This window comes from Paenibacillus sp. FSL M7-0896 (genome assembly GCF_037975415.1).
GTDB lineage: Bacteria > Bacillota > Bacilli > Paenibacillales > Paenibacillaceae > Paenibacillus_AQ > Paenibacillus_AQ silagei.
Genome location: NZ_CP150250.1, coordinates 70,042 through 93,814 on the forward strand (window position 1 = coordinate 70,042; position 23,773 = coordinate 93,814).

General features: G+C 53.8%; 15 protein-coding genes and 2 riboswitches. Of the genes, 9 read left to right on the forward strand and 6 right to left on the reverse strand.

Features of this window, described 5'->3' with window-relative positions; all coding sequences use genetic code 11:
- The first annotated feature begins 55 nt into the window (after positions 1-55).
- Positions 56-292 (forward strand): hypothetical protein, encoded by a 237-nt coding sequence (locus MKY12_RS00315; RefSeq protein WP_339312439.1) that lies wholly within the window; start codon positions 56-58, stop codon positions 290-292.
- 144 nt (positions 293-436) lie between these two features.
- Here the strand turns inward: MKY12_RS00315 and MKY12_RS00320 are convergent, their stop codons facing one another.
- Both MKY12_RS00320 and MKY12_RS00325 read right to left on the reverse strand, forming a co-directional pair.
- Positions 437-2,743 carry a TPM domain-containing protein gene (locus MKY12_RS00320; protein WP_339312441.1) on the reverse strand — a complete coding sequence of 769 codons (2,307 nt, stop codon included), beginning with the start codon at positions 2,741-2,743 and terminating at the stop codon, positions 437-439.
- Positions 2,744-2,988: 245 nt separating this feature from the next.
- Positions 2,989-3,132: a hypothetical protein gene (locus MKY12_RS00325; RefSeq protein WP_200869518.1), complete on the reverse strand. Its 144-nt coding sequence runs from the start codon at positions 3,130-3,132 to the stop codon at positions 2,989-2,991.
- Positions 3,133-3,430: 298 nt separating this feature from the next.
- Here MKY12_RS00325 and MKY12_RS00330 point away from each other — a divergent pair, with 298 nt between their 5' ends.
- Complete coding sequence (locus MKY12_RS00330; RefSeq protein ID WP_339312443.1) at positions 3,431-6,571, forward strand: EAL domain-containing protein; 3,141 nt, start codon at positions 3,431-3,433, stop codon at positions 6,569-6,571.
- A gap of 92 nt (positions 6,572-6,663) precedes the next feature.
- Here MKY12_RS00330 and MKY12_RS00335 read toward each other — a convergent pair whose 3' ends face one another.
- Positions 6,664-7,758 carry a diguanylate cyclase gene (locus tag MKY12_RS00335; RefSeq protein ID WP_339312444.1) on the reverse strand — a complete coding sequence of 365 codons (1,095 nt, stop codon included), beginning with the start codon at positions 7,756-7,758 and terminating at the stop codon, positions 6,664-6,666.
- Between the two features lie 226 nt (positions 7,759-7,984).
- A riboswitch (purine riboswitch) is annotated at positions 7,985-8,084 on the forward strand.
- 138 nt (positions 8,085-8,222) lie between these two features.
- Here MKY12_RS00335 and MKY12_RS00340 point away from each other — a divergent pair.
- Positions 8,223-9,653, forward strand: coding sequence for an NAD(P)/FAD-dependent oxidoreductase (locus MKY12_RS00340; protein ID WP_339253120.1), 1,431 nt, complete (start codon positions 8,223-8,225; stop codon positions 9,651-9,653).
- A gap of 70 nt (positions 9,654-9,723) precedes the next feature.
- Positions 9,724-11,241 (forward strand): methyl-accepting chemotaxis protein, encoded by a 1,518-nt coding sequence (locus MKY12_RS00345; RefSeq protein WP_339312445.1) that lies wholly within the window; start codon positions 9,724-9,726, stop codon positions 11,239-11,241.
- A gap of 295 nt (positions 11,242-11,536) precedes the next feature.
- Here the strand turns inward: MKY12_RS00345 and MKY12_RS00350 are convergent, their stop codons facing one another.
- A complete protein-coding gene (locus tag MKY12_RS00350; protein WP_051477874.1) occupies positions 11,537-12,217 on the reverse strand; it encodes a class I SAM-dependent methyltransferase in 681 nt (226 codons plus the stop codon).
- 560 nt (positions 12,218-12,777) lie between these two features.
- Here MKY12_RS00350 and MKY12_RS00355 point away from each other — a divergent pair.
- The 4 genes from MKY12_RS00355 (at position 12,778) to MKY12_RS00370 (ending at position 18,205) form a co-directional block, all read left to right on the forward strand.
- Positions 12,778-14,439, forward strand: coding sequence for a sensor histidine kinase (locus tag MKY12_RS00355; protein WP_339312447.1), 1,662 nt, complete (start codon positions 12,778-12,780; stop codon positions 14,437-14,439).
- Positions 14,436-15,167 carry a LytTR family DNA-binding domain-containing protein gene (locus tag MKY12_RS00360; protein WP_036723527.1) on the forward strand — a complete coding sequence of 244 codons (732 nt, stop codon included), beginning with the start codon at positions 14,436-14,438 and terminating at the stop codon, positions 15,165-15,167. Before MKY12_RS00355 ends, MKY12_RS00360 begins: the two co-directional genes overlap by 4 nt.
- Before the next feature lie 131 nt (positions 15,168-15,298).
- Positions 15,299-16,558 (forward strand): OFA family MFS transporter, encoded by a 1,260-nt coding sequence (locus MKY12_RS00365; protein ID WP_339312448.1) that lies wholly within the window; start codon positions 15,299-15,301, stop codon positions 16,556-16,558.
- Positions 16,559-17,011: 453 nt separating this feature from the next.
- Complete coding sequence (locus MKY12_RS00370; protein WP_339249823.1) at positions 17,012-18,205, forward strand: IS256 family transposase; 1,194 nt, start codon at positions 17,012-17,014, stop codon at positions 18,203-18,205.
- Positions 18,206-18,695: 490 nt separating this feature from the next.
- On the opposite strand, the gene odhB is transcribed toward MKY12_RS00370, so the two are convergent.
- Together odhB and MKY12_RS00380 are read right to left on the reverse strand one after the other, a co-directional pair.
- A complete protein-coding gene (gene odhB / locus MKY12_RS00375) occupies positions 18,696-20,012 on the reverse strand; it encodes a 2-oxoglutarate dehydrogenase complex dihydrolipoyllysine-residue succinyltransferase (protein WP_339314730.1) in 1,317 nt (438 codons plus the stop codon).
- Positions 20,013-20,071: 59 nt separating this feature from the next.
- Positions 20,072-22,939: a 2-oxoglutarate dehydrogenase E1 component gene (locus MKY12_RS00380; protein WP_339312450.1), complete on the reverse strand. Its 2,868-nt coding sequence runs from the start codon at positions 22,937-22,939 to the stop codon at positions 20,072-20,074.
- Between the two features lie 495 nt (positions 22,940-23,434).
- Positions 23,435-23,538: riboswitch (cyclic di-GMP riboswitch) on the forward strand.
- Between the two features lie 34 nt (positions 23,539-23,572).
- Between MKY12_RS00380 and MKY12_RS00385 the strand changes: the two genes are divergently transcribed.
- Positions 23,573-23,716, forward strand: a complete 144-nt coding sequence (locus tag MKY12_RS00385) for an anti-repressor SinI family protein (RefSeq protein WP_143803895.1) — start codon at positions 23,573-23,575, stop codon at positions 23,714-23,716.
- The last annotated feature ends 57 nt before the right edge of the window (positions 23,717-23,773 follow it).

Here is a 23,773-nt window from a genome sequence, read left to right on the forward strand (position 1 = left end):
AACAGAACATCGTCTTTTCATTTATTTAACATATTTTAACGGAAAACCAAACACAATGGGACTGGGAGCGCCGCGCAGGCCAAATGTAATCGAAAAACCGACCACAATGGGACTGGGTGCACCGCGCAGGCCAAATGTAATCGAAAAACCGACCACAATGGGACTGGGTGCGCTGCGTAGGCCAAATGTAATCGAAAAACCGACCACAATGGGACTGGGAGCGCGGCGTAGGCCGTGCGTTTATCGCAGCGCCAGACGTATTTTCAAAGAAAAACCAAATACAATGTGCTAGCGTGAGGGCGCAGGGTCCGGAGGAAGTACATAGAAAGCAAAAATCAGGGACACTAATGCCCCTGATTTCGCTTGATGGCCCAGAATAAATTGTTACATCATTCACCTGTTAGGGTGAGGATGTGCTGTAGCGGCAATCGGCTGCTTACCACTTGGAGCCGCCGGAGCTTCGGCCGGATTTGCCGCCGCCAAACGAAGAGCCGCCGGAGGAACGTCCGCCGCCACCGCCGCCGCCCCAAGAAGAGCCGCCGGAGGAGCGTCCGCCGCCAAGCCCGCCGCCGAATCCTCCGCCCGGCGGGCCGGAATTGCGTCTGCGGGCTTGTTCCCGGCGCTGCTGCTCCCGCAGCATGGCCATTTGGGCTGCGCGTTCGGCCTCTTCCTTCTGACGGACCAGCCGGTTCGCTTCTTCTACGAAGGAAGCAATCTGTGAAGCATAGGAGCGTCCTGTCTCCTCCAGCTGATCCAGATCGTAGGGACCTGAGGCCAGACGCTGTTCCAGCTCGGTATATTCCGGCAGCAGTGATAGCTGGAAGCGGTTCTGCGAGGCAATTCCTCTGCTGTGCAGCAGATTGTAGGCGGCATCCACCCGGCTCTGCCCTTCTGTGAACAGCCTGCTCAAGCTGTCGAGACGCTCCTCCAGAGTGTCCAAACTGCTGCTCATGCTACTCATGCTGCTTGCCGTCTCATCCTGCAAAGCAAGGAGCCGGTCCAGCCCGCTGCGGGCATTGTCATACTCTCCGCGTGCATCGCTGGTCCAGGTCTCAAGCTGAGGCACTTCCGCCGCGCCTTGCCGCAGCGTGCCTCCGGCCTCCTCAAGCAATTGCTCCAGAGCGTCCAGGTGCTTCCGGGCGAACCGGTTCTTCGCCCCGGCAAGCCGGCTCTGTAATTCGTTCCGCCGCTGGCTAAGCGTTGCCCATGTGCTGCGTACAGTCTCCAGATCCTTGAGGTTATTCTGCCGGATCATAGCCTGGCGTTCCGTCATGGCCACGGCTTCAGTCATAAGGGCATCCATGTCAGCGCCAATCCGGCGCACTTCGTCCATATCGCCTCTGTGCAGCGGCGCTTCCATGGAACTGGCGGCATTGGAAGCCTGCTCCAGGCTGTCGTAAGGCTTAACCTTCATATTGTGCAGAGAGTTCTGGTCGATCAGCCCGGCAACCCGGCTGCGTGCAGCCGCCAGGACACCGGGAAAGGCCTTCAGCTTATCGTCAAAGGTCCCCACATCCTGCATATCCTGCTCAATCTGCTGTTGCCGCTTCTTCGCTTGTGCAGTAATCTCCTGGGCAGCAATGGGGTCGAACAGCTCCAGTTGATCTGCCTTGGCCGTCTCTTCGGCCAGCTCTTGAAGATCTTGGGCAATCTCCTCCAGGGTATAGCCCGTCTCCATGGCCGCTTGCTGCCGCTGTTCTTCAAGCTCCGGGGCAGTCTGCTTCAGCTCGGTGATCTGCTGCTTGACGTTCCGGTCGGCATCGCTGACGACTGCGATATTCTTCTCCTCTTCCTCCAGGGAGGCACGGAATTCCCCCTCTGTCTGCTGAAGCTGCTCTGCCGCCGCCTTAAGCGCAGACAAGCGGTAGAACGGCGGCAATGGTGCTTGCCCGGCGGTCTGCAACGCAGAGATTTCGACCAGCCGGGAGGTCAGGCGCTTCGAGATGCCCTCGACCCTCTCACCAGTCTTGCCCTGCACAATCCCCTGGAAAGGCTGAAGGGACTCCAGAGCGCGGTTCGCCCGTACCAATAGGTCGGCGAGCTGCTCACGCTGCACGGACAGTCCCTTGCGGCGGCGCATTCCGGTAATTGCCACATACAGCAGCAATATCAGCAGCGCGGCCAAGACAAGACCGCCTGCGACCGGCAGGAGAGGGAATCTGCTGCTGCTGCCGTTAGGACTGGAGCCAGCTCCTGCCGTACCGGCATCCGCACCGCCTGCCGCACCGCTGCCGGTATTACTGCTCTGTCCGCTGCTGCCAATGGCTTGCATCTGCTGGATCACAGAACGTATGCCTTCAGGGATATCTCCCTTTTTGGCATAAGGATTGAAATATTTCTCCAGCACCTTGTTAATTGCTGCGTTACCCGCAGCTCCGCCCTGTTGTAAGGACCAGGCATCGAGCGCATCCTGCAGCCCGGGGTTAATGAAGCTAATCTCAGTCAGCTGATTTTCATAAGCGATCAGGAGCAGGATGTCCCGGGACTTCAGCCCCCAGGTATCATATACATCCGCAGCATAACTGGACATGCCGCTCCCGGTCAGTGAATCAACGGTTAAGACATGGAAGGTGTAACGGCCTGTAGTGGCTAACCCGGTAAGGCTCTCTACTTCTTGGGCAGACAGCAGCCGGGCTTCATCCGTAATTACTCCTTGCTGTGCAGGAATATTTGCAGCATAGACCCCTGGAATCCACAGCAGGGATAATATCAGGACCAAGGCGAGGGTGAGTTTTTTTCTCAATCTGACACACTCCGATCTATAGGCTATTGTTCGTTATAGTATGCTGATCATTATACTATATCATTACACATTCTGAGCCCCGCAGATGCAGGTACTCCGGAATTGACGGGCGATAGCGTCCACCCAAGTGCTCACGTTGATCCTGCTCCAAATCAAAAGGCGGTTCCAGCAGCCATTTCATGGCTTTTGGAACCGCCTCTTGTATAAGAAGTAAGCTATATTCATCTATTTCTGTATGAAATGGGCTATCTGGTCTCTAGGCACAGGATATACTGCAACCGGGACTTGATTTCTTTCTGCCATTTCATATCTCCGACTTTCACAGCAAGATTGAGCAGGTCCAGGTAATCGTCAACCTGCAGGGCGGTCCGGGTAGTGGCTGCGTTCATGGGTGTTCAGTCTCCTTTTGGCTCAAATATAGAAAATAATGAATGTTGCACATCCAATAATGATAATCATTATCAACCGTTACTGTTATTATCCACACTTTAACCGCAAAAAGCAATACAAATCTAAAGTTTTTGATTAAATCTAAGATGATGCACTAAAGAGTTAAGGATATGAACCCGCAGGATGTGCACAATTTATCGGAAATGAGAAAAAAGGAGCAGGAACCCTACCATATTTTGTCGAATAAGCTTGTATACATAGTTAAGCCGATCTTACTTGGGATAAAGGAGAATTGCGATGAAGCGGTGTAAATTGTTGCTTCTAATTAGCATTGTGCTCATGCTTGCACACCCCGCTGCCGCTTATGCCGAAAGACAGGAAATTAAGTACCAGGCAGAACTGGATTATCCACCTTATAAGTACATACAGAATGGTTATCTGACGGGCTTCGATATTGATCTGACAAGTATGATCTTTGAGAAGAACGAATATCTTGTCCACTACAGCACCGGGAATTGGGAGCAGACGTACCGGCGGTTGAGTGAGGGCAGGATTGATACTACCGGGCTAATGGCTGTCAGCGAGCAGAGGAAGAAGGACATTCTTTTCTCAAAGCCCGTGTTAAAAAGCTATATTTCTGTCTATTCGCGCCAGGGACTCCAGGGTGAGGTGACGCTGGGCACACTCCGTAAGTACAAGATCGGTGTTGGCAAAGGACAATATGCAGAGACCATCCTGCAGAACGAGGCGGGTATCCCGCCATCAGAATACATAGAATATGCAACCGTACCGGATGCACTGGACGCTCTGCGTCAAGGGGAGATCGACCTGCTGTTCGAGAATCAGGGGGTTGTCGATTATCTGATTGTAGAACAGGGCTTAACCGGTAATATTATCCGCAAAATGAGCAATTTATATCCGCAGGATGTGGCCTACGGCATCAGCAAGTCCAAGCCGGAGCTGGTGTCTTACGTCAATGCAAGGCTAGAGCGTCTGGTAAGCACCGGTGCCTTCGAAGAGCTGTACCAGCAGTATTTCTTCGTGCATTCTGACCATTATAATGAAAAGATGCGTAACCGGATTTTTACCGTATTCTCCATCGGGACCCTTCTGCTGGTATTCGGTGCGGTCCTGCTCCGGATGTATATCCGGCGGCTGCGCCGTACGATTCATTCCGAACAGGAATTTTTCAAGGATGTGATCGAGAATACCGGGGTGATTGTATGGGCTGTTCACGGGGACAAACGGAGTGTGCGCTTCAATAAATATGCCGAGATAATGACCGGGCTGAAGGAGAAGGAGGTGCTGGGCGTAAGCATAGATGAGCTGCCAAGCCTGGAGGCCGGAGCCGCTGTGCTTAGGGAGCTCCTTGCCAGAGCGGCAGCCCGGGATTATGTGACCAATGTCGAGCTGAGACTTCCCGACCATTCTCCGGGTGCGCATTATTTCTCCGTCCGCACAGCCCTCATTAAGGGGATGGATGAGCAGGCGGAGGATATCTTCGTGCTGGTCGGCATCGATATCGATGAACGCAAGCAGAATGAGCTTAAGCTGCAGCTTAGCTACGAGGAGCTGGAGTCTACATATGAGGAGCTGGCGGCCACAGAGGTAGAGCTGCAGGATCAGTTCAATAAGCTGGGGGTCAGCGAACGGAGGTTCCGCCTGGCCTCGGAAGGCTCTGGTGCGTACATGTGGGAGCTGGACTGGGACAGCGGCTTCTACAAGCTCTCGGACCGGTGGTACGAGGTAATGGGATATACTGAGGCGGAGATCAACTCCTTCGAGGGAGGCGTGCTCAGCATTATTCACCCGGATGATCAGGAATCCGCGCGCAAGGCCAGACAGGAGCATCTTACCGGATTGACCCCGATCTATGAAACCGAATACCGGATGAGAACAGGGCAGGGGGAGTACATCTGGTTCGAGGTGCGGGGCAAGGCAATCGTTGACCCGAAGGATCAGATTGTCCTGTTCCTCGGCTCCCTGATCGACATCAGTAAGCGCAAGCAGGCAGAATTCAAGCTGAATAACAGTTACCAGGAGCTGGAGGCAACCTATGAGCAGCTTACTGCGACCCAGCAGGAGATTGTAGGACAATATGATATGCTGCTGGAGAATCAGAAGAATATGCACCGCCTGGCGTATATGGATTCGCTCAGCAATCTTCCGAACCGGCTCAGTCTGCTGGAGACGATGGAGAGTTATTTCCGCCGGACGGGAGGCAGTGCGGCGCTGCTTTTCGTAGATATGGATAATTTCAAATACATCAATGACACGCTTGGACACAAGTCCGGGGATATTCTGATCCGCAAGGCCAGCGAACGTCTCCAGTCTGTTGTGCGTGAGGAGGATCTGCTGTCGCGGCTGGGCGGAGATGAATTTGTCATTTTCCTCAAGGATATTGAGAGCCGGGTGGATGTGCTTAATCTGGCCGAGGATATTATGCGTGCGTTCCGCAAGTCTTTTCTTATCGGTGAGAGCAATCTGTATGTGTCCTCCAGTATCGGAATCTCCTTCTACCCGGAAGACGGCGAGACGACGGAAGAGATTCTGAAGAACGCCGATGTAGCGATGTACCGGGCCAAGGAAGAGGGGAAAAGCACCTACGTCGTATATGATAAATCGATGCATACCGCCTTCAATGACCGGATGAATATTGAGAAGCATCTGCGCAGTGCGATGAATAATAACGAATTCGAGCTGCATTATCAGCCGCAGGTACAGATGGAGACCGGGCTGATCTCAGGCTTCGAGGCTCTGATCCGCTGGAACAGTCCGGTCCTCGGCTTTGTCTCCCCGCTCTCCTTCATCAAGATTGCCGAGGATTCCCGGCTGATTATCTATATCGGCGAATGGGTGCTGCGGGAGGCCTGCAAGTTCATGAACAGCATCCATCAGCGGACCGGCATTCCTTACAAAATATCGGTGAACATCTCCATCATTCAGCTCCTGCAGGATGATTTCGTAGAGATTGTGCTGGACAGTCTGGAGGAGAGCGGCCTTGCGGCGTCCAGTCTGGAGCTGGAGATTACAGAGTCGATCTTCATGGAGTCATTCGGGAGAACGGTCAGCAAGCTGGAGTTCCTGCAGTCCCGGGGGATACGGATTGCCCTGGATGATTTCGGAACGGGGTATTCCTCCCTTAGCTATCTGCAGCAGCTGCCGATCTCTACCCTTAAGATGGATAAAATCTTCATTGATTCCCTGGCCGATAAGGCTTTTAGTGAATCTTTTGTGCAGACGATTATTATCCTGGGCCACAAGATGGGCCTGGATGTAGTAGCCGAGGGTGTGGAGGATGCCAGCCAATGGGCTTTCCTCCGGGAGGCTCACTGCGATAAGGTGCAGGGGTATCTGATCAGCCGGCCGGTGCCGCAGCGCCTGGTCATGGAGCTGCTCGTTCCGCAGAGACGGTATGGGGCGGAGGAGCTTGAATAGAGCGCAGAGAACAGGTGCACAGGAAAGCGGGTCCCCGGCATAGGTTGCTATGCACGGTGGACCCGCTTGTTTGGGATATAGGATGGAGAGCCCTACAGAATGACGATTCTGTTCTTACCGGTTTTCTTGGCCTCGTACAGGGCATCATCCGCCTGCTGAAAGATAGAGCTCTTGGAATCCCCGCCGTTATATTCATGCATTCCGATGCTCACGGTAACCGATTCATTGTCCATTTCGCTGATCGGAAGGCCTGCAATTCCTGCGAGGATATTCTCCATAATGCGGCCCGAATCCTCTAATGTCTTGGATGTCAGAATAATCACGAATTCCTCCCCGCCGTACCGCGCTGCGAAGTCATCCGAGTCGATATGCTGGAGCATGACAGCGGTGACCTGCCGGAGAACGATGTCTCCGACCCAGTGCCCGTACCGGTCATTGACCTTTTTGAAATTGTCGATATCAATAACAGCCAGCTGCATCGGAAAAGGATTGCTCTGCTGATGGTCAATCAGCCAGCCCAGGTACTCATGAAAGGTCTTATGGTTGTACAGGTCAGTCAGCGGGTCGATCTTGGACAGCCGGTCCATAATGATGTTCTGGATGCGCAGCTCCTGCTCTGACTTCACCGAATTCTCCAGTGAGCGCATCAGCTCCTTGCCCCGCGCAATTACGGCGAAGCCGGTCAGGGACACTGCTGCGAAGATCAGGGTAATAATGATGTTCTGGATGCGCAGAGTGAAATCGTAAATAGATGTGTTCAGGAACAGGATGACAATGTAGAACAGACAGATCAGTGAAGAGGTCCGCAGATAATTCTCCTTGAGATAGATCATGGATACCAGCATGGGAAGCAGCATAATCAGCGGCTTCACATGATAGTCCGGACTGAGATTCGTAATGATCAGGATGCCGTACAGATGGCTTGTCAGAATGATCAAGAGTTCAGATAACAACGGTTTATATCTATGGACAGCTTCGAGTATCAGCAGCAGAACGAACAGTATAGAATCCGGAATCCAGATATGCAGCAGGGTATATTGTCTGCCGGACAACTCGGGCCGATGCGCCGACATCGAGAAGTAGACAAATAATTGGCTGGCCAGATAGACGAAAAGCACCAGCCAAAAGGTATTGAGGAGAACCCGGTTCCAGTACATTTGGCGAGGAGTTGGCGGTGGGATCTGCATAAGATGTTCCTCTTTTCCAGTGACTATGTACTTATATATTCGACAATGTTCTTGTTTCTCCTTCTAGGTCTTATGTCTTGGGATAGGACTGGGATAACGTTCGTGTTTGTAAGGTGTTTGGTAGGCTGTCAAAGCGCTACATTCTTCGTAATGCTGTAAACACGAACTATTAATGCTATTCATCATTGACACATTCGGATTTGTTAGGTAAAATTCCAATTGGCCCGTAATAACGGGTGAAGTTGTTCGTATATCCTCAATGATAAGGTTTGGGGGTTTCTACAGGGGACCGTAAATTCCTGGCTACGAATAGGGTGCATTTTGCATACCTATGAAGAGGCCGGGTTTTTTTGTGTGCTGATGTGTGCTGCTTGGTTAAGTGGACTAATATACTGCAGAGACGCTTTGCGGCCCCTGTCAACCGCAGGCCGAAGCCGTTTCACCTTGGGAGGAACAGAGAAGATATGAGTAAATATGATGTAATTGTTGTTGGAGCCGGTCCGGCTGGAATATTCGCCTGTTATGAATTAACACTGAAGGCCCCTGAGCTGAAGGTGCTGCTGGTGGACAAGGGACATGATATCTACCGCCGCAACTGCCCGATCCTGGAGGAGAAAATCAAGCTCTGTCCGCCCGCCTCCGGCCGTAAGGAATTCGCCGGGTGTCTGCCGGCCTGCTCCATTACTGCGGGCTTCGGCGGCGCTGGTGCGTACAGTGACGGCAAATTCAACATTACCACTGAATTCGGCGGCTGGATGACGGATTATCTGCCTCCTTCCAAGGTGATGGAGCTGATTGAATATGTAGATGGAATCAACCTGGAGCACGGGGCAACCCCGGTCATTACCGATCCGACTACGGAGAGCATTCGCGGTATCGAGCAGCGGGGATATGCCGCCGGGCTGAAGCTGCTGCGGGCGCAGGTCCGCCACCTCGGAACCGAGCAGAACCTGGAGATTCTGAAATCGATCTATGAATATCTGCGGACACGCATTGATATGTTATACAAGACAGAAGTTGAAGATATCGTTACCGTCAAAGAGAACGGAACGCACCGCATTACAGGCATTACGCTGAAGAACGGGGAGAATCATGAGGCTGGCCTGGTGATGATTGCTCCGGGTCGGGACGGCTCGGCCTGGTTGACCGAGGTGCTGAAGAAGCGCAGGCTCAAAATGTACAATAACCAGGTCGATGTCGGGGTACGTGTTGAGACCTCGGATGTGGTAATGCGGGAGATCAATGAGCATCTGTACGAGGGCAAATTCATCTTCAATACCTCCGTGGGTACACGCGTCCGTACCTTCTGCAGCAATCCTTCGGGACATGTGGTTGTGGAGAATCACAGTGGAGCGATGGCCGCGAACGGGCACTCCTATAAGGACCCAGCGCTGGGCTCGAAGAACACCAACTTTGCGCTGCTGGTCTCCCATACCTTCACCGAGCCGTTCGACAAGCCGAATGAATATGCCCGGGAGATCTGCAAGCGGGCGAATGATCTGTCCGGCGGCGGGGTCATTGTACAGAAATACGGAGATATCCTGCGGGGCCGCCGGTCTACGGAGACCCGGATTAAGGAAGGGTTCCTGGAGCCGACGCTGAAGGAAGCGGTGCCCGGTGACCTGGGTCTGGTGCTGCCGTACATCACGATGAAGAGCCTGATTGAAATGGTGGAGGCCTTGGAAAAGGTAACCCCGGGCATCGCCTCCGAACATACGCTGTTCTATGGCGTGGAAGCGAAATTCTATTCCGCCCGTCCGAAGCTGACGGATGAGTTCGAGACCGAAATCTCCGGCCTCTACTGCGGCGGCGACGGGGCAGGCATTACCCGCGGATTGGCCCAGGCCGGAGCGGCTGGCGTGTGGATCGCCCGCGGCATGATGGCGAAGAAATAGTTCCCTTAATTTAACTCTGCTGATATAATGTTAGAATACATAACATGATAGAGTGGAGTGAACGTGCAGAATGGGAATTCGCCGGAGCAAGGCCGCTATCGTTATTATTTTGCTGCTAGGTGTGGGGTTGTATGGCTTATGGATGGAGATGTACTGGGTACATAAGGTTGTCTATCTGTTGCTGATGGTAGCGCTGGCCGGGTTTGCGCTGGATATCCGCCGGGGCGGAGTGATTGGAGCCCGGCAATTGGTGGAATCACAGAGCAAGGTAGAGCGGCTGGGCAATGAAATTGTTGTCACCTCGGACCGGCTGCATGGTGCTCTGGAGGAGATTACCCGTCATACCGAAGGGCTTCAGCAGACAGCGGACTATTCGCATGCCTACGAGGTGGAGCTGCAGACCCGCAGCAATGAGGCGAAGGCCAATATTGAGGGGGCTTTTGCCAGGATGGGCGGAGTCGCAGCAGTTACCGGACAGATTGGAGAGCTGACCGGACGGCTGAGTACGGCGATGCAGGCAGCACGTACAGGGATGGCGGGGATGGTGGATTCCCTGAAGAATACAGATGAGGTCATGGAGGAATTGCAGGAGCAGAGCGGAGATATGCTGGGCAAATTCACCGTGTTAAGCGGACATATTGCGCTGGTGGAGGAGATGAACGCCCTGATCGTAGGCATCGGCAATGAGACCTCGCTGCTGGCCCTGAACGCCTCGATTGAAGCTGCGCGGGCCGGGGAAGCGGGCCGCGGATTTGCTGTGGTCGCAGGCCGGATCAGGCAGCTGGCCGATCAGAGCCGGGATTCCGTGGAGCGCTCAACGTCGGTGCTGCGGGATCTCAATCATGGCGTACGGCAGGTGCTGGAGTCGGTCACGAAGGAGCAGACAGCGGTTGCGCATGGAGTGAATGAAGTGGCGAAGGTGAAGCAGCGCCTCGGGGATATCTCGGCCCGGGTGGAGGAAGTCGGGGTCATAGTTACGGAGTCAGCGGCTGCGGCAGAGCGGCAGAACAGTCTGATCGAAGAGGTGACCGGCGAGCTGAGCGGTGCAGTGGGGATTGTCAATGAGACCATAGCAGGCGTAGACCTGACCTTGGAGCAGGTGACCCGCCAGCGCACGCAGATTGGGCAGCTTAATGAGATCAGCGCAAGCCTGCTGCTGGAATCTCAGACCCTGCAGCAGTCAGTGAACGGCATTGCCGGACGCGAAGTCATTGAGCTGAGTCAATATACGGCGCGGCTTGAGGAAATGCAGACGGTGCTTCAGGAGATAGCAGCCAAGCAGGAGATGTGTGCAGCGGATGCGGACATCCATGGCAGAGTTCTTACGGCCTGTAAGAATAAGGTGCCGGATGTGCAGGCCATCTGGTCCAACCGGACGGATGGCACCTTCATCTACTCCGAGCCTGCGGCCGGGCTGCTGAATGCGAAGCGCCGGGACTGGTGGAGCGGGGCAATGGCGGAAGGTCAGTACGTCTCGCAGCCGTATGTCTCGGCCATTACGAAGCGTTCCTGCATCACTCTCTCCAGAGCAATTACGAACAGTGACGGAGAGATTGTGGGTGTGGTGGGGATTGATCTGGCAGTCTAGAGGCATTGAACAGTGGACGCATACGGCGCAGTAAGAGAGGGATAGTAGGTTGAATTGATTAGCGGGTCATTAGGCTGGAATGGAGATATAAGCATTTTGCGAACAAACTCAAATTTGCATAAGGTGCATTAAAAACATTGGCCCCAAAAATTTCAACGACGACAGCTCTTGAACGAGATAATAAAGTCATAGACTGCCGTTGTGTTATTGAGTTAACGTGGCCCTTTAGCATAACGAAGGACTACCATACGGTAGCCCTTCGGTGTTCAAGAGTCATTCCCTGTTAATTCAACGCTTATCGCCGTACTTTCTTGCCAACAGCGAGCCCTAGACTCAACCAACGTCCTTCATCGTGCAAAATAAAATCCTTCTCGCCTTCGTAATATCGGAAATTATCGAGCATCCATTGGTAACTCTCAGAGAAGTAAGAACTTTCGGTAATTAAAAAACCTTGATTTCGAAGTAAATTGCAATTCCAATCTAACGTCCGAATCCATTTTTTATAAGACTGTAAGATATCGAAATTCTCCAAACCAAGCGGTATTGGATTCAATGTACACATAGGTTCTGCAATTCCAAAAAAACTGTTAGTGCGAGTAATGCGTGTGATTTCTTTCAGAGCTTGTTCCCTATCCTCTATCATAAAAAAAGAGCCGATACTAAAGACTGCATCAAATGCTTCGTCAGGAAATGGCATAAGTTCAGCATTCGCTCTTACTGCCAGAACGTTATTATCTACACCCTGTTCTGATGCATATTCCTGGATAACACTCAATATTTCCCACAATTCCAATGTAATTACAGTTACTCCCCAATGTTTAGCTACCGTTGCCGCAACTTGACCAGTACCAGCGCCTATTTCCAATACACGCATACCTGGCTTCAATTCTAAAGCAGTAATTAGTGGCAGAGCCATTTCGTATGAACCCGCGCCTAATGGAGTTGGGTTTTGGATACTTAGAAAAGGATTATTCAAGACATTTTTCTCCCTAATGGGGAGTCGCAGTTATAGGGCTAATTAGGCGCTATATTCCCCGTTTTTTTGCCCATTATTCTTCTTACTTTTCATGTTAACCGCCTCCAATTCTTATATATTCCAAGTTTATCAAAAAACAATCAAGGATACCATCATCTACTATCCTGCCTTGAAACTTTTTCATCGAGAGTCATAGTGACTGTTGCGCAGTCCGAAGAAAAGGTGCAGCAGTTATTTTGAGGGGCTGTTATAGCCCCCATAGATTACTTTCGTTTGTTACGGCCAATTAAGCCGCCCACTATCCAAAAGATCAAAATGCCAACAAAGGCAAATACAATCCAAAAAGCTATACGCACAGGCTATCACTCCTTTAAAACAACCTTACGATAATAGTTAATTTTCCGCAATAGAAGGGCTTTTATACTCAGTGAGGGAACACGACATGCCTGGTTTGGAAATCCAATAGAATTACCTCAACCCTTAGCGGCGGCTGCGCAGATTGCTATAACCATTATCCCAACTTATAATGGACCGATAGCTTGTCCTATGGAGGCGTGAGTGTGCAATATAATTTGAGTATTCTGCTGCAATTGTTTGAGCGGGCAGCGCTGCTGCTGATGTGTCTGTTCGTCCTGAGCCGGGTGCCGCGGTTCAAGGAGATTTTTGCCAAAGGCGTTCATGCGCCGCAGGAGCTGGCGATTGTTACGGTCATCTTCAGCCTGTTCGCCATCTTCGGAACCTACAGCGGGATTAATGTGGAAGGGTCTCTGGTCAACGTGCGGATTATCGCCATCATAGCCGGAGGGATTCTGTTCGGTCCTTGGGTCGGGCTGATTACCGGGATCCTCTCGGGCGTACACCGCTTCCTGATTGATATCGGCGGAGTCACCTCGCTCCCGTGTCTGATTACCAGCATTACGGCGGGCGTGGTATCCGGGATCATCTACCGGCGCACTTCGCCTGAACGCCGCTGGATCGCTGCCATTGCCGCCGGAATGGCCTGTGAGGCATTGACGATGGCGCTGATTCTGGTGATGGCTGATCCCCATTCGCTGGGCGTGGATATCGTGTCCAAGATTGCTTTTCCGATGATAGTGGGGCAGATCTGTGCCGGGCTGATCGTTACGCTTGTGCAGAGTGTAGAGGGGGAGAAAGAACGGATTGCCGCGAAGCAGTCCAAGCTGGCGCTGGAGATTGCCAATAAGACGCTTCCGTATTTCCGCAGTATTACTCCCGAGTCGCTGCGTACCATCTGCGGAATCATCCAGGAGGATATCGGGGCGGATGCTGTGGCAATTACCGATACCAGAGTCATTCTGGCTTACGTGGGTGTCGGGGAAGAATATTATGCCGAAGCTAATGAGATCATCAGTGAGGAGACGAAGCAGACGCTGAGCAGCGGGGAGATTACCATCCGTGACGACGATACCGAATACATGAACCGGGACATCCGCTCGCTGATCATTATCCCGCTGAAGGAGAAGGGGGAGGTGACGGGATCACTCAAGATCTACTATACCCACGCGCATAAAATCACCTATTCCCTCCAGGCCATGGCGGTAGGGCTGTCACAGATCATCTCCACGCTGATGGAGGTGTCACGGGTTGAGGGGATCAAGGAGATGGCCAACAAGGCCGAGTTGAAGGCACTGCAGACCAGCATCAACCCCCATTTTCTATTCAATGCGCTGAATGCGATTATCTCCTCCATCCGGATCGACCCGGACAAGGCGCGCGAGCTGATCGTCAATCTGTCGGGGTATATGCGGTATAATCTGGAGCTGACCGATGAGTCCATAGATATCCGGCGCGAGCTGCAGCAGGTGCAGCATTATGTGGAGATTGAGAAGGCTCGTTTCGGCAGCCGGCTGAGCGTTCTGTACGATATAGATGAGGTAACGGTACGTATTCCGAGTCTGGTCATTCAGCCGCTGGTGGAGAATGCGATTATCCACGGGATTTTGAAGGGGAAAGGGAACGGGACGGTAGACATCTCGGTCAAGGACCACGGAGACAGCGTAAGGGTGCGGATTGCTGATACCGGAGCGGGGATCAGTGAAGAGACGATTGCGAAGGTCTACAGCGGAAGCATGGAGGGCAACAAAATCGGCCTCAACAACGTGCACCAACGTATCAAGCTGATCTACGGCACGGGTCTGACCATAAGGCGGCTGGCTAAGGGGACGGAAATCTATTTTGATGTGATAAAGGAGCAGCGATGAGAGCGATCATTGTCGAGGATGAAGTGCTGGCAAGACAGGAGCTTACGTATCTGATTCAGACCCATAGCCGGATCAAGATTGCGGCGGAATTCGAGGACGGGCTGGAGGCGCTGAAGTACCTGCAGACCGATACGGTGGATGTGATTTTCCTGGATATCAATATCCCTTCGATCGACGGGGTGCTGCTGGCCCATAATATCAGCCGGTTCGCGGTCAAGCCGTATATTGTGTTCATTACAGCCTATAAGGAGCATGCCGCCGAGGCGTTCGAGATTGAAGCATTCGACTATATTCTGAAGCCTTACAGCGAGACGCGGATCAGAGCGATGCTGCAGAAGCTGGAGGGTGCCATCGCGGCCAGGAGCCGCCAGGGGGAAGAGGGGCCGGTGAAGCTGGGCAGCGATAAGGTCAATCTGTGGAAAAATGAAAAGATTATCGTCGTCGATGCGGACGAGATCTATTATGCTTCGGCGCAGGAGAAAACAACGAGTGTGATCACCAAGGGGGAGGAATACAGCATGGCCCTCAGTATCAGTGAATTCCATACCCGCCTGCCGCAGGAGCAGTTCTTCCGCTGTCACCGCTCCTATCTGGTCAATCTGTCCAAAATCAAGGAAATCATCCCCTGGTTCAACAATACCTATCTGCTAAGGCTGCGGGATCTGAATGTGGAGGTTCCAGTCAGCCGCAGCAAGGTGAAGGAATTCAGGCAGATTATGCGTCTCTAACGGCAGTTCATTCCCCGTCAGTGTCATCTCATTCCGGATTTCTCTCAGAAGGAGCTCCTTTCGCTACAATGAAGAGGCAGAGTAAGCCTTGAAGCGATTTCAGCGACTTCAGAGAGAAAGAGGGAATTCTGATGATAACGGATACAGCCAGTAAACGGTGGCTCATCGTATTAGGTACAGTGATTATGCAAATGGGACTCGGTACCATCTACACCTGGAGCCTGTTCAATGCACATCTTGTTAGTACATTTGGTTTTGAGCTTAGCTCAGTTTCGATAACGTTCTCTATTACCAGCTTTGCCTTGGCCTTCGCCACACTGTTCGCAGGCAAGCTGCAGGACCGGTTCGGTCTCCGCAGACTGACCGCAGCTTCCGGCATCCTGCTGGGGCTGGGGCTGATGCTAAGCTCACAGGCCAGTTCCCTGCCGATGTTCTACCTGCTGGCTGGCGTAGTGGTCGGTTATGCGGACGGAACGGCGTATATTACTTCGTTGTCCAACCTGATGAAGTGGTTCCCGAAGAATAAGGGACTGATCTCCGGGGTGTCCGTGGGTGCTTACGGAACGGGCAGTCTGATCTTCAAATACATCAACGGCGGCCTGATTGAATCGGCGGGGGTATCGAATGCTTTTCTATACTGGGGCCTGATGGTCATGATGATGATACTCATCGGCTCGCTGCTGATCCGGGAGGCTCCGGTGGCTGCACCTGCTGTAACTGCTGCGGGAAACCGGGCATCGTCCGCTTCCGGGGCGGCTCTGCTGCCCAAGGATTATACCGTGAAGGAAATGCTCCGCACGAAGGAAGCGTACCTGCTGTTCGTGATTTTCTTCACCGCCTGCATGAGCGGCCTCTATCTGATCGGTATCGTGAAGGATATCGGTGTGCAGCTGGCGGGGATGGATGTGGCGACGGCGGCGAATGCGGTAGCGATGATTGCTATTTTCAATACGGCCGGACGCCTGATTCTTGGCGCATTATCCGACCGGGTAAGCCGCACCAAGCTGATTAGTATCACGCTCGCAGTAACGGCTGTGGCAATGTTTACCCTCAGCTATGCCACACTGAGCTATGGCCTGTTCTTCGCCTGTGTGGCGGCCATCGCCTTCTGCTTCGGCGGTAACATTACCGTCTTCCCGGCGATTGTCAGTGACTTCTTCGGCCTGAAGAATCACAGCAAGAACTACGGCATCATCTATCAGGGCTTCGGGATCGGTGCGCTGTCCGGTTCATTCATCGCCGCCTTCCTCGGCGGGTTCAAGCCTACTTTTAACATCATCGGTCTGCTGTGTATTCTGGCCTGTATCCTGGCGGTTTCGCTGAAGCCTCCGGTAGCCAGAGCAGCCAAAGCCAAGGGAATGAGCTTGAAGCCTTCACGGCATACGGCTTAAACCATATATCAACTTATCGACTTACGTCGGCTTAAAGTAGTATAGACAAAGAGAATAGCTTTTGGAGAAGAGATGTCCTACGTTCGCGTGAGCGGGTGGTGGAGGTCTTTTTTTCATGGTCGAAAACAAACATGTCTTTCGAGGCACAACTCCAGCATGAAAATGAGCAGTGTACCTAATACAGAATGTCGTCCGTTCAACTGTTTAACGTACTTAATTCAGCAAACCGACCACAATTGGACTGGACGCGCTGCGTAGGCCAAATGTAATCGAAAAACCGACCACAATTGGACAGGGTGCGCCGTGTCGGCCAAATGTAATCGAAAAACCGACTACAATTGGACAGGGTGGATGGCGTAAAGTAAGTTGTGTACCAAGATTTGGAGCCTAGTCAGGCACCAAAAAAGTAGGGTATCCTCGGGATTGCGAAACCACCAAGGAGGAACCCTACCAATGAATATTTTACCCGAAAGTTCTCTGAATAATCTATTTGAAAAACTTGTTAAAGATTTTGTGAAAGACAACATGGAACGCCTGTTGCGCGCCGAAATCCAGGGGTTTATGGAGAGTGAAGAAGCCGGCGCCAGCAATAGTCGCAATGGCTACTATACGCGAGATTTACACACGAAATACGGCCATATCGAGGATCTTCAGGTGCCCCGGGACCGCCAAAGCCTTTTCCAGACGCAGTTGTTTGAGCCGTACCAGCGGCGGGACGGATGGTTAGAAGAGGCCGTCATCCAAATGTATAAATCGGGCATGGGTACGCGGGATGTGGCCCGGTTCATTGAAAGTATGTTTGGCAGCCACTACTCCCCCACCACGGTCAGCAATATTACGGCTACAGTGCTGGACGATATCCACCAGTGGCAAAAGCGGCCACTGAGCAAACGGTACTCCGTCATCTACTTAGATGGGCTGTACGTGAAGCTGAAACGGGGCACGGTTCGTGGTGAAGTGGTCTACTTTGCGATGGGAATTGACGAGGAGGGCCAGCGTCAAATTCTCGGGTTCTACGTGGGTGGCCAAGAGAGTTCGAATGGCTGGCGGGAGGTACTCAAAGACCTGTACGACCGCGGAGCGCAGGAAGTCCTGCTGGGTGTGTTTGACGGGCTACCGGGACTGGATGCGGCGTTTAAAGAGACCTATCCTCAGGCGGATGTACAGCATTGCGTAGTGCACAAAGTGCGGGCCACGTTTCATAAAATTCGGGTGGAGCACAAAACCGATGTCATGGAGGCGTTGAAAACCGTATATACGGCACCGGATGAAGTGGTAGCCCGGGCTAACTTTGATACGGTCAAAGCGAAGTGGAACAAGCTGTATCCGAAGGAAATGAGGTCCTGGGAGGAACAGTTATCCACACTCCTGACGTTCTACAACTATCCGCTGTCGATCCGTAAAGCGATCTACACGTCGAACCCCATCGAGCGGATGAACAAGGAAATCCGCAAGCGTCTGAAACCGATGAACAGTCTGACAAACATGGATGCCGCAGAGAAAATCGTGTACCTGGAGATGCTGGAATACAATGAACGTCATGCAGGGCGGGTCGCCCAAGGCTTTGGAGTGGATGCCGTTAAAAAGAAGCTAAAAGAGCTATTCGAAACACGCTACCCCTCTTTGCCCACACCGGAAGAGGCGTAACAGAGAAATCCAGTTTCTGGGAGTCGGGGTTCCCCCTCCCCCAGAAACACTACATCCCAACCCGTAACCCGGGGGAGGCACTTCTACTCTTTTACACAAACTTCTTGACGCTACCACTGGGTGGGTAGCGTCGGCCAAATGTAATCGAAAAACCGACTACAATTGGACAGGGTGCGCCGCATCGGCCAAATGTAATCGAAAAACCGACTACAATTGGACTGGGTGCGCCGCGTCGGCCAAATGTAATCGAAAAACCGATCACAATTGGCCCGGACGCTACCTCGTCGGCTAAATGTGGTCGAAAAACCGACCACATTTAGCGCGGTGGAGGTGCGTGGGCTGCTGAGAACAGGCGCATGTTGGTATGAGCGGGTATGGCGGAGGCAGAGTCAGCGGATATAGCAAAAAGGCATCCGGGAGGGCGTAGGGTTACGCTCTAACGGGTGCCTTTATGTTAATTAAATGGTTGGAGAAGCGATGGGCCGGGGGCTTAGCCTTCCAGCAGCAGGGATTCCGGGTCCTCCAGCAATTCCTTGACTCTGACCAGGAAGCTGACCGCTTCTGATCCGTCCACGATCCGGTGATCGTAGGACAAGGCGATGTACATCATCGGACGGTTGACCGTGCGCTCCTCATCCAGCGCGATGGGGCGCAGCTGGATCTTGTGCATGCCGAGAATGCCGACCTGCGGGGTATTGAGGATCGGTGTGGACAGCAGGGAGCCGAACACTCCGCCGTTCGTGATGGTGAAGGTGCCGCCCTGAAGCTCCGGCAGGCTGAGCGTATTGGCGCGCGCCTTGGAGGCCAGCTCGCCGATACGCCGCTCGATCTCTGGGAAGCTAAGCCGGTCGGCATCGCGGACGACCGGTACGACCAGGCCTTCCTTGGCAGCTACGGCAATGCCGATGTCGTAATATTTTTTCAGCAGGAGATCTTCTCCGTCGATCTCGGCGTTCAGCATCGGGTAAGCCTTGAGCGCGCCGATGACGGCCTTGGTGAAGAAGGACATGAAGCCGAGTCCGACCTCGTGCTTCTCCTTGAAGGCATCCTTGCGGCGCTTGCGGATGTCGAGAATGGCGGTCATGTCCACCTCGTTGAAGGTGGTCAGCATCGCGGCCGTCTGCTGCGCTTCGACCAGGCGGCTGGCAATCGTCAGCCGCCGCCGCGACATGCGCTTGCGCTCGGTGGCTTTGCCGTCCTCGGCGTGCGGCGCCTTGCCCGCTGCCGGCGGCGCGGGCTTCGCCGGCTCCGGCCGCGCGGCCGCCGGAGCTGCTGGCGCAGCGGCCTGCGGCCCGGCTGCGCCATGACCATCCACATCGGCCTGACCGATCCGGCCGATTGGGTCGCGGGCACTGACCTCGCCGAGGTCGATGCCCCGCTCCCGCGCCAGCTTGCGCGCCCCCGGCGAAGCCAGGGCCGCAGTGCCTGCCGCCGCACCTTCGGCGGCGGCTGGAGCCGTTACCGCAGCGGCCGGTTCAGCCGCTGCGGTACTTGCGGCAGCAGCAGGCGCGCTGCCGCTCTGCGGAGCATTATCTGCTGCAGGCTTGCCCCCGCTGGCAGCACCTGCCCCGGCGGCGCTGCCGATGATGCCGATGGCTTCGCCAACGGCAACGTTCTCGCCCGCCTGGCGCAGGATGGAGGAGATGACGCCGTCCTCCTCCGCACTGATCTCGAGATTGACCTTGTCGGTCTCAAGCTCGGCAAGCACATCTCCCTGGCCGACAGTGTCGCCTTCTTTAACCAGCCATTTGTAGATCGTTCCTTCGGAAATCGATTCGCCCAAATCGGGTACTTTTATCTCGGACACAGGCCGTACCTCCCCAAATATAGTGGTGTGCGTGATATCGGATGACCGCCTTGCTGTGCTCAGGAAGACGGTACAGGTGCTTGCACTGCAGCATTCAATTTCAGGGCTTCCCGGACAATGCGCCGCTGCTCGAAGCTGTGGACATCTGCGTAGCCGCTGGCCGGACTGGAACGGTCCGGACGGCCGATATACTGGACAGTGACCTTCTGCGGTGCGATGGCGCGCAGCCGGGATTCGGCATACGTCCACCCGCCCATATTCTTCGGTTCTTCCTGCACCCAGACGATCTCCTCCAGAGAGCTGAAGCTGCTCAGGTGAGCGCCAAGCTCGCGTTCCGGGAACGGATAGAGCTGTTCCATGCGCAAAATGTGCAGCCAGGAGAAGTCCTGTCCGCGCGTTGCCTCCAGCTCCGTCTGCAGGTCGATGGCCACCTTGCCGCTGCATACCACGAGGCGCTTCACGGCTTCCGGCTTACTGCCGAGCAGCGGCTCGGGAAGAACCGGCTGGAAGGTGCCCGAAGCGAGATCCGCTCCCGCCGAGGTGCTGCGCGTGTTACGGATCAGGCTCTTCGGCGCCATGATCACCAGCGGCCGGGCATCCGGTTGTCCGCAGAGCGCGGCCTGACGGCGGAGCAGATGGAAATACTGCGCAGCGCTGGTCAGGTTGGCTACAGTCCAGTTCTCCTCGGCGGAGAGCTGGAGGAACCGTTCCATTCGGCCGCTGGAGTGCTCTGGTCCTTGGCCTTCATAGCCATGAGGCAGCAGGATTGTCAGATTGCTGCGCTGCGTCCACTTGGCACGGCCGGCGGAAATGAACTGGTCGATAATGACCTGAGCGGCATTGGCGAAGTCGCCATATTGAGCCTCCCAGATGACGAAGGTCTCCGGTGCGAACACGTTATAACCATATTCGAAGCCGAGGACAGAGGCCTCGGACAGCGGACTGTTGTAGACGCCGAATGAAGCGCTGGAATCACTCAGCTGATGCAGCGGAGAATAGAGTTCGCCGTTCTCGCTGTCATGCAGCACCAGATGGCGGTGGGCGAAGGTGCCGCGCTGTGAATCCTGTCCGCTGAGGCGGATCGGCGTGCCATCCTTCAGGATGGTCGCGAAGGCCAGTGTCTCTGCCAGTGCCCAGTCTACCCGCTCTCCGTCATTCAGCGCATCCTTGCGGCGCTGCAGAATCCGTTCCAGCTTCGGATAGACCTTGAAGCCCGCCGGTACGCGCAGCAGCTCGCGGTTAATTTCCTGCAGACCGGCCAGAGGGAAGGCTGTCGGACGCTGCTGGGGACTGCTGTTATCCAGCGCGACGGCGGTTTTGGACTCCGCATTCTTCTGCTTGCCTTCCTTCATCTGATCGAAGGCCTGCTGGAGGACGCTCTCAGCCTCGGCAATCATGTTCTTCAGATCATCGGCTGTGATTACCTTCTCGCGCTCCAGGCGTTCTGCATAAGCACGGTACACAGTAGGGTGGTTCCGCACTTTGCCGTACACAATCGGCTGGGTCGTCTCGGGATCATCCATTTCATTATGTCCGTGGCGGCGGTAGCCGATCAGATCAATCAGGAAGTCCTTCTTGAACATATGGCGGTAAGCGCTGGCCAGACGGACTGCGGCAATGCAGGCTTCCGGGTCATCGGCATTGACATGCACAACCGGAATCTCATACCCTTTGGCCAGGTCGCTGGCATAATGGGTGGAGCGGGAATCCTCGCTCTCGGTGGTGAAGCCGATCCGGTTATTGACGATAATATGCACGGTACCGCCATTCTGATAACCCTGCAATTTGCCGATATTAAGCGTCTCAGCCACAATACCTTCGCCAGGGAAGGCTGCATCGCCGTGCATCAGCACAGCCATAGCCTTGCTTGTGTTCAGCTTAGGCAGTCCCGGAGCGTTGCGTTCTTCCTGTGCGGCGCGTGTGAAGCCCTCGACTACAGGATTGACGAATTCAAGATGGCTGGGGTTATTGGCCAGCGTGATCCGGGTACGTACGGTTTCGCCTTCGCGGACGGCACGGTCAGCCCCGAGATGGTACTTCACATCACCGCTCCACCCGTAAGTCACGCCCATGGAGCCTTCCGAAGGGAACAGCTCTTTGTTCGGCGAATGATGGAACTCTGAGAAAATAATATCATAAGGCTTGCCCAGAATATGGGCCAGCACATTAAGTCTTCCGCGGTGGGCCATACCCATCAGGATATGCTCGGCGCCGTCATGCGCGGCAGCCCGCACAATCTCATCCAGCATCGGCACAAGGGCATCATTGCCCTCCAGGCTGAAGCGCTTTTGGCCGACGAAGGTCTTGTGCAGGAAGGTCTCGAAATGCTCCACCTGAACCAGCCGCTTCAGCAGCTCTTTGCGTTCTGTATTATTCAGCGGGGCAGGGGAGGTCATCGATTCCGCCTGGCTGTTGAGCCAACGCAGCTCGCGTTCATCATGCACATGCCCGAATTCATAAGCAATGGTCTGTGTATAGGCCTGGCGCATTCTGTGGACGGCATCCATCGCGGTATGCACATCCGCAGGGGCATTATCCCAGATCAGCGAAGCGGGCAGGGCATTAAGATCCTCACGGGTAAGCTCGTAGGTCTCCAGCTCCAGCCATTTGGCCATCGGGTTCGTGCTGCGCTCCAGCGGGTCAATGTCTGCGGCCATATGGCCATATATTCGAATATTGGCGATCAGCTTCGAGGCCTTGACAGCCTTCTTGAGCCACTCGGCATCTGCTGATACGGCAGGCCTTGGAGCCCTCTCGGCATCGGGTGCCAGTGGAGGGGGGCCGGATACGGTGAAGAGATCGCGGTAATGCTGTTCAACAGAAGAGGGGTCCTTGACAAATTGCTCATATCTTTCTTGGATGTAGCCCAGGTTGGGGCCGTAGTATTTGCTCCATACTGTGTCGTTATAGGGCTCTTTGACTGCCATGAATAGGTCCTCCTAACGGATAAACTCCACGCGAGGCATCCAGTGTGCCACTTGGCGGAGCTGCAAATGTTTGCGGTTTCATTCTCATCCTATTGTGCTACTTTCCGGCGGGGTAATCAATTCATACTTTCGGTCAATCCGTTCGCAATTTGGCATGATTCATTACAGTATTCATACGGAACTATCATAAATAGAAAAAACTCATATAACAGCCCGTTATACATACAAATGGGTAATTGTCTCTATACGATGTTGCGTGCAGCGGCAAGTCGGGGCGGATGGGGTTCCCTTTAGTATAATTAAACTATTAGCTAGTGTTTGAACTTGGAACTGGAAATATTTATACAAGCCGCTGGCAATTTCAGCTAAGTTTCCTCACATTTTTTCATAAAAAAATTCCAGAAAACGACACACTAATTGCGTATGATCTTGTATAATGTTATTGCGGAGAACGGTTTCATCGATTCTTGCCAGATCCTTTCATGATGGAAAGGGTCCAGTAAAAGGTAAACCTGCCGAAAGACAGGGGCACAAAGTCTCGGATCTAAAGTAGAAATACTACAAAGTAGCAATACTACTATGATGGCCGGACTGCCTGGGGACGCGAAAATTCTAGGAGGAGATTTCTTGGATATGTCCAACCAGGGGAATGACGAGCTGCAGGCAGTAGATCTGGATTTAGAATGGGTGCACTTGCTGATGTCTGCCAAGCAGGCGGGGATCGCGGCGGAGGATATCCGCCGGTTTCTAAGTGAGAAGGCGCTCCAGGCGATGTAAGGGCGGTCATCATTGCTGCGATACATACAGAAAAGGCACAGCGTCCGGTACGCTGTG

Coding starts and splice junctions, on each gene's coding strand:
- MKY12_RS00315 (WP_339312439.1), top strand. CDS start 56: ATGGGACTGGGAGCGCCGCGCAGGCCAAATGTAATCGAAAAACCGACC.
- MKY12_RS00325 (WP_200869518.1), bottom strand. CDS start 3,132: ATGAACGCAGCCACTACCCGGACCGCCCTGCAGGTTGACGATTACCTG.
- MKY12_RS00330 (WP_339312443.1), top strand. CDS start 3,431: ATGAAGCGGTGTAAATTGTTGCTTCTAATTAGCATTGTGCTCATGCTT.
- MKY12_RS00335 (WP_339312444.1), bottom strand. CDS start 7,758: ATGCAGATCCCACCGCCAACTCCTCGCCAAATGTACTGGAACCGGGTT.
- MKY12_RS00340 (WP_339253120.1), top strand. CDS start 8,223: ATGAGTAAATATGATGTAATTGTTGTTGGAGCCGGTCCGGCTGGAATA.
- MKY12_RS00345 (WP_339312445.1), top strand. CDS start 9,724: ATGGGAATTCGCCGGAGCAAGGCCGCTATCGTTATTATTTTGCTGCTA.
- MKY12_RS00360 (WP_036723527.1), top strand. CDS start 14,436: ATGAGAGCGATCATTGTCGAGGATGAAGTGCTGGCAAGACAGGAGCTT.
- MKY12_RS00365 (WP_339312448.1), top strand. CDS start 15,299: ATGATAACGGATACAGCCAGTAAACGGTGGCTCATCGTATTAGGTACA.
- MKY12_RS00370 (WP_339249823.1), top strand. CDS start 17,012: ATGAATATTTTACCCGAAAGTTCTCTGAATAATCTATTTGAAAAACTT.
- MKY12_RS00380 (WP_339312450.1), bottom strand. CDS start 22,939: ATGGCAGTCAAAGAGCCCTATAACGACACAGTATGGAGCAAATACTAC.
- MKY12_RS00385 (WP_143803895.1), top strand. CDS start 23,573: ATGTCCAACCAGGGGAATGACGAGCTGCAGGCAGTAGATCTGGATTTA.